Raw genomic sequence first — 12311 nt, 5'->3', positions numbered from 1 at the left:
GCCGAGTAACGGCAGCAGCCCAGATAGACGAAGCCCGCCATGCAGGCGGGTTTCGTGGGCACGAGCAGGTCTCGATCACGCGTTCAGGTAAACCGCATCGGCTTGGCGAGACAGCGCGATCCTGTCGCCGTAACGATAGTCATCAAGAAAGTCGAACACGAGTGGTTCGGTGCCACGATCCAGCTTCTCGCTCAACCCGTGAGGGGCCGTATGTGCCCAGCGCTGTAGGTGGTCGGCGAACGCTTGGCTGGAGCGCGATACACAGCGGTTGCTGAAGTCGGTGAAATCGACGGGCAGGTCGTCACGGTACTCTTCATACAACGCCTGAAGCGTCGCGATGACATCTTCTTCTTCCCGCTCACCCTCCTTGTACGCTTCCATCAACGTGCATGCCTTGTCGAACATCTCTTCGAAGCGGTGGCTTTCCAGCGAGAGCTGGCCCGGGAAGGTGGTATCGTCGATCGCACGTTCGAGTGCGTCATCATCGCCCGTACGCTGGTAGTCATCGAAGATCTTGCGCCAGCGCAGCACGCCGATATAGCTGCCGGCCACCCAAGCGCGGAACCAAGCGTTCCACAGCGGAAAACTGTCGAAGGCGGTAAACGAGTTGGCGACGAGCCGGTCGTTGGTGGCAACGACCCGCAGCCCATAGTGCTGATAGCTTTCGAAATCCTACCTGTCGAAGCGGTCAGCCTGGACGGCCCGCAGCAGCTTAGGTGCCACGCGCGCGATCGATTCAAAGGTGTTGGCCAGCCCGCGCGAGAACAGTGGGTCGACGAACCCGGCCGCATGCCCCAGCAGACAGTAGCGATCACCGATCAGGGCACGGCTGTTGTAGTTGAGACGTGGGGCGACGGTCCATTCGCGTACGCGCGCGGCGTGCTCGAAATGCTTGGCGATCGAAGGGTAATCATGCAGAAGCTGCTGGAATTCTTCTTCCGGATCGCCCGCGGGGCCGTATTCATCAATGTCCAGCTGCAGCCCTATGCTGCACAGCGTGTTGGTCGAATGCGGGTGGTTGTTGAAGGGGATAATCCACAGCCAGCCGCCCTTGAACATCTGGTGCAGCGTGCTCTGGGACAGATGGTTCGCCATGCCCGTCGCTTCGATCGGCGCAATCGCCTCCTCGAACAGCGTGACATTGGTCATATGAGTGAACATTGAGCGGGTGCGGGTCTGCATTCGCTGTGCGCCATCGCGCAGCCCGAAGGTCTGGGCAATCGGTGAGCGGTAACCGGCCGCATCTACGACATAGCGCACACGGATATCTTGCTTGCCGGTCTTCAGCACCATGGCATCCGCTTCTTCCAGAATGTGCTGGATGCGCGTTTGCTGCCAGATGGTGGCCCCCATACGGGCTGCCAATGCAAGGTAGTAGGCATCGACATCCTGGCGAAACAGGTGCGCTTCCGGTGCGATGATAGGGAAGGAATCGATATGGTCGAGCCGCTGTGGCTGGTGGCGTTCGTTCCAGGCAAAGCCAAAGGACAGCTTGATCCCGGCACTGGATGTACCCACATGGTTGATCAGCGTATCGACGCGCGCCGGATAGCTGAGTTCGGGGATGTCATAGCGCGCCGCCAGAATGTCCAGCAGCACCCCGCTTTCAGGGATCATCGACTCGCCCACCGCAAAGCGGGGATGGGTGCCTGCGTCAATGATCAGCGTGCGCACGCCGTGCTTGGCAAGGATGGCGCCCAACATGGTGCCTGAAATGCCACTGCCGATAATGGCAACGTCGTAATCTACTTCCATTCCTGGCTCTCTTCCCTATCGGATAGTCACACCCACAAGGCTAACACTGCTAGCACCTGCGGGGCACCTGACGATACGATACGTTCAGCTTGAGCTGAAGGAAGCGCAGTATGGCCTAGTGCCGCGAGTGCCAGTGCCCATCGCTTCCTTTTTCGTAGCAGTGTTTGACGGCCGCCCATGCCACACGATGCGCCGTTTGCTCACGAGAATCGCCGCCGTGCCGATCTTCTTCATCAGCATATTCGGCATAGGCATGGTTGAACGCCTCGCGATAGATATCTTGTGCATGAGGCGGTAACACATGGCGTACACTGTCGGGCAATGAATCGCGGGTGGGATAAGGCATCGGGCGAGCTCCAGCAGATAGACACGGCACAGCAAACTCTATGCCATTACAGCAAGTTCGCTATCGGATATGCCTTTTCAGCATGGAAGAATGTCCGTACTGCCGCCAGCAATGGGGCCGAGCAGTGAACTGGTCGACGCCTACCCGGGTCTATATAGTGCAGTGCGGCCGATTATCGGCCGCAAATTCTCACATCACAGCGAGTCGATCGACGACTCCGGTTTCACGACCACCACGCAGGGATGACATGAAGCGCCTGATCTACGTTCTGATCCCCTTCATCACCAGTGGCTGCATCACGCACGAGCTTATGACGAACCTCAACGACGTGCATGCCAATACCTCGATCGTGGCGCAGGAAGATGACATCCAGCATATGGTGCAGACTGCCAATGCGCGCCAGCTGCAGCTGATCGGTCAGGAAAACACCTACACCTTCAATTTGGCGCGTCCCGTTGCCGATGATTTCTCAATGTTTATGGAAACAATCATCGACCAGCTGTCGTTCAGTATTGAGGCCACGCCCGACAACTACCACGCCTACGAGGGCACTATCTATCAGCTCGATGGCTTCGATGGGCAGCTGCATATTTGCTACGACCCCGGCCATTCAGCCAGTGCGCTGACCGAAGTCGAACGCGAGCTGATTGCACATTTCGAGATGTCCACGGCCAGCTACTACTGCAACTATCACGGCTACGAAAAGCTGCTCGATATCCGCCGTTCCAGCATCGTGGCCAATCCGCCACCGCCCGAACCGGAAGCGTCCGAATCCACACCGGCCACTCCAGCTCCGCCGGTGACCAATGGCGTTGCCTCACCGGTATCACTACCGTCGGCGACGACCCATGCCAGCAAGAGTGCTGCCGAACAGGACGCCCTTCGCCGCCGTATTCGCTGGCAGCAGGCGCGCAAAAACTCCGGCATCAACCCCGATGTGATGTTCATTCCACTGGCTGTGGCAACTGACGTTCTGACGCTACCAATCCAGCTGATCGGCAAAGGCATTTCGTTCTGGCTACCTAGCGATAGCGGAACTTCGACTTCGACTTCGACTTCGACTTCGACTTCGGCATCGGCATCGGCATCGGCATCGGCATCGGCATCGGCATCGGCATCGGCATCGGCATCGCACTAGTCTGATGCGCGAAGCGGCCCATTCAACAGAGGGCTTACGCTGGTAGCACTTCCGATATTTCAATCAGGTTGAGGTCGGGATCGCGCAGATAGATCGACCGAATAGGCCCCATCGCCCCTGTGCGTGCCACGGGGCCTTGTTCGATCGCTACCGCCTTAGCCTTCAACGTCGCCATGACGTCATCAAGCGGTCGACTGGCGATAAAGCATAGATCGAGCGCGCCGGGCACAGGGGTATGCGCTTTCGGCTCTATTTCATGCCCTTTCACATGCACGTTAATCTTCTGCTGTCCGAACGTTAGCGCCTTGCGCCCTTCACCAAACCTCTCCAGCGTCATACCCAGCACATCCACATAAAAACGCAAACAAGCCGCTTCATCCACGGTCGTCAGCACCAAGTGGTCCAGGTGGTCGATCATCATTCTTATCCTTATTTATCAATAAATTATCATCCACCATGCGCCATATCGGACGCGTCACTGGTATCCCAAGCAAAATATTCTATCCTGAAGAATATTAAGTTAATATTCAGCGAGGATGGGCACATGCACTCTCAGCTCGCCGCCATTGCACAGGTCATTAGCTCTTGCCTACCCGTATTCCTGCTGATCTTTCTGGGCTGGCTGTCCGTTCATCTGCACTACGTCGATAAGAGTGCGAAGGCCATCTGTTCGACGCTGGTGTCGCACTATGTGTTCCCGGCCTTGCTGTTCGTGCACACGGCCACCACATCGCCCACGCAAGTGTTCAACGGGCGATGGATGCTGGCGTTTGCCATCAGCATGGGGCTGCTATGGGTCGTCAGCTTTGCCACCAACATGTTCGGTCTAAAATGCGATCTTAAGCAGAGCACCATGCAGGCCATGCTGTGCAGTTTCCCCAACATGGGGGGGATGGGCGTGCCGTTCTTGATCCTGCTGCTGGGGCCGGCATCGACCATTTCCGTGGCCATTGCTAACTTCGTGGTGGCACTGACACTGATCCCCGGCACCATCTTCCTACTGGAACTGAGTGATAGCCTTGCCACGGGCGATAAGGTGGATTACCACACGGTACTGCGGGCGCTGGGGCATTCATTGATGAAGCCGATGTTTATCGGAGTGGCGCTGGGGGTACTGGCCAGCCTGACCCATGCCACACAGTGGCTGCCTGCCTTCATCTTCAATACCGGCAAGATCATGTCCGATGCCTGCAACTTCATCTCGCTGTTTGCGGTCGGGGTGGCACTGCACGGGGTCGCCATCAAGCTGAATGCAGGGCTATGGCTCAATCTGGGGTTGAAAAGTCTGCTGGCACCGCTGATCTCATGGGCCATCGTGTTTGCGCTGGGGCTACAGGGAGCAAGCGCTCAAGAACTGATCTTCCTGCTGGCAATGCCGACAGCCACCAACGCCACGATTCTGGCCTATCAGTGGCACGTTCAGGAGACGGAAGCCTCGAGCCTCTACCTGCTGTCAACGGCACTCTCTGTCGTGGTGCTGCCCGTATTGATGCTGCTGATGCAGGCGTTTATCCCAGGCACCACATCGTAAAGGCATGTAAGATAACCGCCCTTAATACATGCGCACTTTACAAGGATAAAATTGCATGAAACTCGTCAGCTTCACTACGATGAATGCACAAGAACGCTACGGCATCCTGACCGCCGATGGCGTCATTGAGCTTGGCCCCCGCCTGGGCGAGCACGTTCCCACACTGGTCGATGCGCTGACCCACTTTTCTATCGAAGAGCTGAACCAGTATGCCTCGCTGCCCTGCGACTATCGGCTGAACGACATCCATTATCTGCCCGTCATTCCTCGCCCCGGCAAAATTCTATGCATCGGCATGAACTACGCACAGAAGCGTCTGGAGTTTGCCTCGACCGAGGAAGCGCCTACGCTGTTTATCCGATTTGCCGATTCACAAGCCGGTCATGAGCAGCCAGTATTGAAGCCCACCTGCACCGAACAGTTCGATTACGAAGGTGAACTTGCGTTTGTCATTGGCAAGGCCGGCCGCCATATCGCCCCGGAAGACGCCTACGCGCACGTGGCAGGCTACAGCGTCTACATGGACGGTTCGGCGCGCGACTGGCAGCACGCATGGTACACCGCAGGCAAAAACTGGCCGCAGACAGGTGGGTTTGGTCCGGCATTGGTTACCCGTGACGAGATTCCCGATCCTCATGCGCTGACGCTTCAGACTCGCGTTAATGGTGAGGCGCTCCAGAACGACCATACGCGCAACATGATCCATACGATTCCTCAGATCGTGGCCTATATCAGCACCTTCACGCCACTCAGCCCCGGCGACGTCATTCTGACCGGTTCGCCGGGCAACGTTGGCAAGAGCCTGGTGCCGCCGCGCTACCTGCATGCCGGTGACGTGGTGGAAGTCGAAATTGAAGGACTAGGCACTCTGCGCAACACGGTCGTTGATGCGGCGGATGTCGAATAGGACAGGCTGCCGCGTTTTCCCCCTCTTCTAAAGATGAGGCCACTCATGACACAGCAGACAAGCGCACATGCAGGCTCTCTGGAGTCCTGCGACATTCTCGTGACACTGGAACGATGTCCGGTCGGACAGGGACGTACGCTACAGCTCAACATTGCCATGCCCGAGCTGTACGGTGAGCACATTCATGCCCTGATCGAACACCATCTGGACCAGCTGGGCCTGCACGATGTGCGCGTCACGGCGGAAGACAAGGGCGCGCTGGATGCGACGATCCTGGCGCGACTGGATACGGCGTTCATGCGGCTTACCGCTTCAGCCGCGTGAAGGAGACTCTGATGCGTATCAAGAAATACCGCTCAATGCTGTACGTCCCCGGCAATAACCCCGCGATGGTGCAGCAGGCCACTATCTACGGAGCCGATTCAGTACTGCTCGATTTGGAAGACGCCATTGCACCGGATGAGAAGGACGCCGCGCGCGATCTACTGCGCCATCATATTCCGCTGCTCGACCGTGAGAACTGCGTACTGACAGTACGCGTCAACGGTCTGGATACGCCACTGGGCGAGCAGGACGTGCGTGCAATGGTGCCACTGCAACTGGACGCCATTCGAGTGCCCAAAGTAGAAAGCGCAGTGGCCATGCAGCAGCTCGACGCTCTGATCACCGAGCTGGAGCGTGAACACGGCATCACGCAGCCGGTCGAGATACACGCCATGATCGAAACGGCCCGAGGGGTAATGAACGCGGCCGACATCGCGACCAGTACCCCACGTATCAGCGCGCTGACCTTCGGTGCACAAGACCTGCTGGCCGATCTTGGCCTGCGTCGCACCGACCGTGCGGGGCTGACGTTTCCGCGCGGCCAGATACTAATGGCGGCCAAGGCGGCCCGCCTGCACGTACTGGATACGCCGTTCATCGACATTGAGGATGAAGACGGCCTGCGCGCCAGTGCCGAAGAGGCCAAGTCGCTAGGGTTCACGGGGAAGGCCGTCATCAACCCGCGCCAGATCGATATCGTCAATCAGGTTTTCAGCCCCTCGCCAGAGGAAGTGACGCATGCCATTCGCGTCGTCGGCAGCTTTAATGCCCATAAGGCCGCAGGTAGCGGCGTCTTCGCGCTAGACGGCAAGATGGTGGACCGTCCCGTCGTCGAGCAAGCCATCACGGTTCTGCGCCTAGCCGATATCGACCCTGCCACGCTCTGATTCAAGAGGTTGTCGTCATGAACAGCACTTTGCCTCAACACATCGCAGGCTATGGGGATGTCACCCCGTTCCAAGGCAGCGCCGCCTACCTTGACCGCCCGATTCCGCCTCGCGTGGCCGCTCCTACGCGCCGTTCGACACCGCACGGTTCCAAGCAGCGCAGCTCACTGCAGGCCGCCATCGAAGCCTGCCACCCTTTCGACGGCATGACCGTATCGTTCCATCACCATCTACGCGTGGGCGACAGCGTAGTGATGCAGACCATCGAGCTGCTGGCGCAAATGGGCATCAAGGATATCCGGTTGGCCGCCTCGTCGCTGACCAGTGCCCATGAGGGATTGGTGCCATACCTGCAAAACGGTACCGTTACCCGCATCTGGACGTCCGGCGTGCGTAGTGGTCTGGGCGAGGCGATCAGCGCGGGCCAACTGGCCACACCGGTGGTCATCCATTCGCACGGCGGGCGGGCCCGAGCCATTACCACGGGTGAACTGACCATCGACCTCGCGGTGATCGCTGCGGCATCGGCCGATGAACAGGGCAACTGCACCGGTACCGTTGGCCCTTCCGCCTTCGGCTCCATCGGCTACGCACAGGTCGATGCCCAGTACGCTCGGCAGACCATTGTGGTCTCGGACACTATCGTGCCCTACCCCTGTGTGCCGGTGTCTATTCCACAGACCCAGATCGACCATGTGGTGAAGGTCGATGCGATCGGTGATGTACGTAAGATCGCCAGCGGCTCGACCCGCATCACCAAATCTCCCGTCGATCTGCTGCTGGCACGCCGCGTCGCTGACGTACTGCATGCCTCGCAGGCCATGACGCCCGGCTTCAACTTCCAGCTGGGATCCGGTGGCGCATCATTGGCTGTCGCCAAGTTCCTGCGCCCGTATCTGCGCGATGAGCAGCTCAAAGGCGGTTTCCTGCTCGGAGGAATCGTGGCTGAAGCGGTCGCACTCAAACAGGAAGGCTTCTTCGACGCCATCGTTGATGTGCAGTCCTTCGACAGTGCCGTGGCTACGTCAATGGCGGAAGATCCGCACCACCTAGAGATTTCCGCCGACACTTACGCCAATCCGTTTAACGGCGGCTGCATGACCGATCTGGTCGATATCTGCGTGCTCAGTGCGCTAGAGGTAGACACCGATTTCAACGTCAATGTCATCACCGGCTCGCAAGGGGTCATCATGGCGGCCTCTGGCGGTCACAGTGACACCGCATTTGGTGCCAAATTGACCGTCGTCGTGTGCCCGTCGTTTCGCGGCCGTGTTCCCACATTGGTCGAGCGCGTTACGACCTGTGTCACACCGGGTGAAGACATTGACCTGCTGGTGACCGAGCGGGGCATCTGCGTCAACCCCAGACGCCCGGAGCTGGAAGCCCGCCTGAAGGCGGCGCATCTGCCGGTTGTGGACATCCATACGCTGAAAGCCAAGGTGGATAAGTTGCTGGGGGTTCCCGCGCCGCAGCGCTTCAATGACCGCATTGTTGGGGTCGTCCAGTATCGCGACGGTTCGGTGATCGACGTTATCCGTCAGCGGCGCGGCGCATGAACCGAGCCGCGATCCTCTCCGCCCGCGAGCAGCGGGCGCAGGAGAAGCAGCGCTTGCTGGCCAAATGGCCGGTCATCGTCAGCCTTAGTTTCAACCTGCCGGGATTGCCCAAGAGCACGCCGCTGACGCAAGCAGCCTTCGATGATGTGGCCCAAGCACTGACGCACTACCTCTGCGCCCACCGCTGCGCGCTGCACCCGCAACCGACCGTGCACGACGCGGCGGGCGATCATGTGCTGTGGGCAGGACGCCCATCGTGCGATGCCGTCGCGCTCAAGGCGCTGACCGAACGCTTCGAAGGAGAACACCCTCTCGGCCGCCTGCTGGATGTGGACATCTATACACCCGAAGGCCCCATCCGCTCCGGCAAGAATAAGCGCTGTTTGATATGCGATGCGCCAGCGCTGGTATGCATGCGTGCGCAGCGTCACTCACTTGAAACCCTGCGAGCATACTGCGATCAGCAGCTTGCTGACTGGTGGGACACACAACAGGCTTCACGCCATGCCCGCATGCTGGCCAGCAGCATGACCCGCGCCTTGCTGGACGAGGTGCTGCTAACGCCGAAGCCTGGGCTGGTCGATCAGCAGGACTGTGGCAGCCATGACGACATGGACCTTCCCCTATTCGTTCAGGCTATCAGCGCCCTGTCGCCTTACTGGGAGCGCGTTGCCCGACAAGGCATAGCGTTCGACGGCGAAAACGGGCACGACGCCCTGATTGCACTGCGTCGGCTAGGGCTAGAAATGGAAGCCGCCATGCGCCAAGCCACCCACGGCATCAATACCCACAAGGGGGCGATCTTCTTGGGCTGCCTTGCCGTGTTTGCCCACGCGTATGCATGGCGCTGCGGTTCGTCTTCTCACCCCGAGGACTATCGGCGCATCGTGCGCCACCTCAGCCGTGATCTGGTCGCGCGTGACATGAAAGCGCTTCATAACGATCATTCGTACGGCCAGCGGCTGCTACAGACCTACGAAGATGCACGCGTAGGCGGCCCTCGCTATCAGGCCGAACATGGCTTGCCCGCGGTGTTCGATCACGGCCTGCCAGCGCTTGAGGCTGCGCTGAACAGCGGCAGCACCGCCGATACCGCTAGCCTACATGCCTTGCTGACGCTGATGGCCCACGTGCTGGATACCAACGTACTGCATCGTAGTTCGCTCAGCGTAACCCACCGCTTTATGGCGCTGGCCCAACAGGCCGCCGCGACATTGCCGCCACGCGCCGAGGATATCGAACACCTGCAAGCGTTCTGTCGCCGTCACTGGATATCCGCCGGTGGCTGCGCCGATCTGCTAGCCATCACGCTGTTCTTCCACTATGCCGACCACGCGACAACACTCCATGCTGCATATCAATGACTATCCACGGCTGCCGCGCTTTCAGTGCCGCGCACTCGCCGCCTTTCTGGAGCGCCATCAGCTGCACTTTGCCGAGGATATCGACGGCGCTGTGCTGGCTGAAACTGAGGCGGGTGATATTGTCGGCTGTCTAGCCCATCAGGATGATGTGCTGAAGTATTTCTGTGTCGCCGACGACCATCGCGATGAAGGACTGGGCAGCCAGCTCATCAGCACACTGATCAATCGCCTGCTCCGCGAGTACAGCGGAGTGCGCGCCTTCACATCGCCCTGCCGCGCCGCCACATTCGAGTCGCTGGGCTTTCAGCGGCTCGCCGCCACGTCTCACTATGCGCTGCTGGAATTTGGCCCACGCGGGCTGGATGACTATCTGAATGCCGTTCGCGCACGGCTCCCCAGTACAGCAATGCCGGTCAATGCCGTGGTGCTCAATGCCAACCCGTTCACTCTGGGACACCGCTATCTGGTTCAACAAGCGGCAGCTCATGGCCTGCAAACGCTGGTGTTTGTGGTGGCAAACGACCACTCCCGGTTTCGCTTCAAGGACCGTTTGGCGATGGTCGAAACGGGCTGCCGAGACCTTCCCGGCGTTACCGTCTGCAGTGGTGGCGCCTACATGGTGTCCGGTGCCACGTTCCCTCACTACTTCCTCAAGCAGACCGACCATGATGCACTGGCCCACTATCAGGGTGAACTGGACGCGACCCTATTCGCCACCCGCATAGCGCCCGCTCTGAATATCACTCAACGCGTCATCGGCGAAGAACCGCTGTCCCCCGTGACGGCTGCCTACAATGCGGCACTGCATGAGACGCTTCCCGCCTACGGCATTCAAGTGATCGAACTGGCACGCCGCGAACAGGCTGGCAGCGTGATCAGTGCCAGCCGCGTACGTGCGCTGCTCGATGCCGAAGATAACGCTTGGGAAGCACTGGTACCTGAGACCACGCGAGACTATATCCTCACGCATGGGCTGAACTAAAACGCTGACGACAGGCATAAAAAAACCGCCGTGGATCAAGGCGGTTTCAGCATGTTCAATACGGCCAGTCAGAACGGTGTTCCCTATGCCGTCAGGGCATAGCTGTCTTCCAACAGCGTGATCACCTCTTCCATCGCCACCTGCGCTAACAGCACCGACACCCAGTGCTCCTTGTTCATATGGTAGGCCGGTACGATTCCGTCCTGCATTAGCAGACCGCCAACGTGCTCGGGGCGTACCTTCACGTTGAGTATCTCGACCTTAGCAGCCGTGCTTAGCCCCAGGCGCTCCCCCGGTATGCGCGCCACCAGCCCATACCATTTGCGGTGAGTGGCATGCCGCAGCACAGCATGATCGGGGTCACGCGCCCATGGGTAATCGGGCAACGTCCCGAAACGCTGCTGCGCATACTCCAGCACCTGTGGTATCGCCATGATCAACGTTCCTGTACGGCAGCGCGCGCGAGGGAATCGAGCGCGCGAAAACCGTGCGTTGGTAGAAAAGAGAGAATAACCGCTAAGGGGATACTCAGTGCTGCGATGCCATATCGACCACCAACCGCCCGTGGATGTCGCCATTCAGCAATGCTTCGGCACTGCCAATAACTTCGTTCAACCCAATCATCGTACTGATGGCCTGAAGCTGCGATCCCGACAGTAGCTCACTTAGACGCTGCCAAGCCGCAATGCGCGTCGGTAGCGGTTGCATCACGCTGTCGATCCCCACCAGAGTGACCCCTCGCAGAATGAACGGTGCCACAGAGGCAGGCAACGCCATGCCTTGTGCCAAACCGCAGGCGGCCACAGTGCCACCGTATCGCGTAGCCGCCAGCACGTTTGCTAGCGTATGGCTGCCAACACAGTCGATGGCCCCTGCCCACTGGGCCTTTGCCAACGGCTTGCCCGGTGCAGACAGCGGCTCACGGTCCAGAATGTCGACAGCCCCCAACTGGCGCAGATAATCGGCCTGCGCCGCCTTGCCTGTCGATGCGATAACGGTATATCCCAGTGTCGCGAGCAATGCCACCGCATAACTGCCCACGCCGCCCGTTGCTCCGGTCACCAGTATCGGCCCCTTGTCCGGCGTAACACCGTGCTGCTCCAACGCCATGATTGACAGCATGGCCGTATAGCCCGCCGTACCTATTGCCATGGCCTCGCGGGACACCATACCCGCAGGCAACGCAATCAGCCACTCGCTCTTCACACAGGCCTTCTCCGCCAAACCGCCCCACCATGCCTCGCCTACCCCCCACCCGTTCAACACGACCTGATCGCCACAAGTAAAGGCCTTGCTGGAGGACGCAATGACCGTACCGGCAAAGTCGATGCCCGGGACCATTGGGAACTCGCGCACCACCGGCGACCGCCCCGTAATGGCCAGAGCATCCTTGTAATTGACGGTACTGCACGTTACCGCCACCGTAACGTCGCCCTGCGGCAACAGAGACTCATTCAGCGACTCCACGGCCACATGCTGCCGTTGGTCGTGCTGACGAATCACGATAGCGTTGAACATGGG

15 protein-coding genes are annotated in these 12311 nt (G+C 59.4%); 9 read left to right on the top strand and 6 right to left on the bottom strand.

From position 1 onward, the window contains the following. Window positions 1-75: 75 nt before the first annotated feature. The 3 genes from ZBT109_RS13945 to chaB form a co-directional block, all read right to left on the bottom strand. On the bottom strand, window positions 76-552 hold the full coding sequence (locus ZBT109_RS13945; RefSeq protein ID WP_197714362.1) for a hypothetical protein: 477 nt from the start codon (window positions 550-552) through the stop codon (window positions 76-78). A gap of 120 nt (window positions 553-672) precedes the next feature. After that, complete coding sequence (locus ZBT109_RS13940; RefSeq protein ID WP_197714361.1) at window positions 673-1755, bottom strand: NAD(P)/FAD-dependent oxidoreductase; 1083 nt, start codon at window positions 1753-1755, stop codon at window positions 673-675. A 115-nt stretch (window positions 1756-1870) separates the two neighbouring features. Continuing rightward, window positions 1871-2101 (bottom strand): putative cation transport regulator ChaB, encoded by a 231-nt coding sequence (gene chaB, locus ZBT109_RS02665; RefSeq protein WP_027704905.1) that lies wholly within the window; start codon window positions 2099-2101, stop codon window positions 1871-1873. Window positions 2102-2191: 90 nt separating this feature from the next. Between chaB and ZBT109_RS13705 the strand changes: the two genes are divergently transcribed. Continuing rightward, complete coding sequence (locus ZBT109_RS13705; protein ID WP_156934031.1) at window positions 2192-2347, top strand: hypothetical protein; 156 nt, start codon at window positions 2192-2194, stop codon at window positions 2345-2347. 1 nt (window position 2348) lies between these two features. Further along, the gene (locus ZBT109_RS02660; RefSeq protein WP_027704904.1) at window positions 2349-3239 is read left to right on the top strand and encodes a hypothetical protein; all 891 of its coding nucleotides are present in this window, start codon (window positions 2349-2351) and stop codon (window positions 3237-3239) included. A 34-nt stretch (window positions 3240-3273) separates the two neighbouring features. On the opposite strand, the gene ZBT109_RS02655 is transcribed toward ZBT109_RS02660, so the two are convergent. Then, window positions 3274-3660, bottom strand: coding sequence for a VOC family protein (locus ZBT109_RS02655; RefSeq protein ID WP_232012859.1), 387 nt, complete (start codon window positions 3658-3660; stop codon window positions 3274-3276). Between the two features lie 123 nt (window positions 3661-3783). Here ZBT109_RS02655 and ZBT109_RS02650 point away from each other — a divergent pair, with 123 nt between their 5' ends. Genes ZBT109_RS02650 through citC form a run of 7 tightly spaced genes read left to right on the top strand, consistent with a single transcriptional unit; the run spans window position 3784 to window position 10790 of the window. Next, window positions 3784-4770, top strand: a complete 987-nt coding sequence (locus ZBT109_RS02650) for an AEC family transporter (protein WP_027704902.1) — start codon at window positions 3784-3786, stop codon at window positions 4768-4770. 55 nt (window positions 4771-4825) lie between these two features. Then, complete coding sequence (locus tag ZBT109_RS02645) at window positions 4826-5677, top strand: fumarylacetoacetate hydrolase family protein (protein ID WP_027704901.1); 852 nt, start codon at window positions 4826-4828, stop codon at window positions 5675-5677. Between the two features lie 45 nt (window positions 5678-5722). After that, window positions 5723-6001: a citrate lyase ACP gene (locus tag ZBT109_RS02640; RefSeq protein ID WP_027704900.1), complete on the top strand. Its 279-nt coding sequence runs from the start codon at window positions 5723-5725 to the stop codon at window positions 5999-6001. An 11-nt stretch (window positions 6002-6012) separates the two neighbouring features. After that, window positions 6013-6888: an HpcH/HpaI aldolase/citrate lyase family protein gene (locus tag ZBT109_RS02635; protein ID WP_038277951.1), complete on the top strand. Its 876-nt coding sequence runs from the start codon at window positions 6013-6015 to the stop codon at window positions 6886-6888. Between the two features lie 17 nt (window positions 6889-6905). Then, complete coding sequence (citF, locus tag ZBT109_RS02630) at window positions 6906-8444, top strand: citrate lyase subunit alpha (protein WP_038277948.1); 1539 nt, start codon at window positions 6906-6908, stop codon at window positions 8442-8444. Then, a complete protein-coding gene (locus ZBT109_RS02625; protein WP_027704897.1) occupies window positions 8441-9808 on the top strand; it encodes a triphosphoribosyl-dephospho-CoA synthase in 1368 nt (455 codons plus the stop codon). The genes citF and ZBT109_RS02625 overlap by 4 nt, the downstream gene beginning before the upstream one ends. Then, window positions 9792-10790 carry a [citrate (pro-3S)-lyase] ligase gene (gene citC / locus ZBT109_RS02620; protein WP_051523741.1) on the top strand — a complete coding sequence of 333 codons (999 nt, stop codon included), beginning with the start codon at window positions 9792-9794 and terminating at the stop codon, window positions 10788-10790. The genes ZBT109_RS02625 and citC overlap by 17 nt, the downstream gene beginning before the upstream one ends. A gap of 83 nt (window positions 10791-10873) precedes the next feature. Here the strand turns inward: citC and ZBT109_RS02615 are convergent, their stop codons facing one another. Next, window positions 10874-11224: an MmcQ/YjbR family DNA-binding protein gene (locus ZBT109_RS02615; RefSeq protein WP_027704896.1), complete on the bottom strand. Its 351-nt coding sequence runs from the start codon at window positions 11222-11224 to the stop codon at window positions 10874-10876. A 94-nt stretch (window positions 11225-11318) separates the two neighbouring features. After that, window positions 11319-12308 carry an acrylyl-CoA reductase (NADPH) gene (gene acuI, locus ZBT109_RS02610; protein ID WP_027704895.1) on the bottom strand — a complete coding sequence of 330 codons (990 nt, stop codon included), beginning with the start codon at window positions 12306-12308 and terminating at the stop codon, window positions 11319-11321. Between the last annotated feature and the right edge of the window lie 3 nt (window positions 12309-12311).

Origin of the sequence: Zymobacter palmae, assembly GCF_003610015.1 — a bacterium.
Classification (GTDB): Bacteria; Pseudomonadota; Gammaproteobacteria; order Pseudomonadales; family Halomonadaceae; genus Zymobacter; species Zymobacter palmae.
This window is presented reverse-complemented; position numbering and strand designations above follow the sequence as displayed.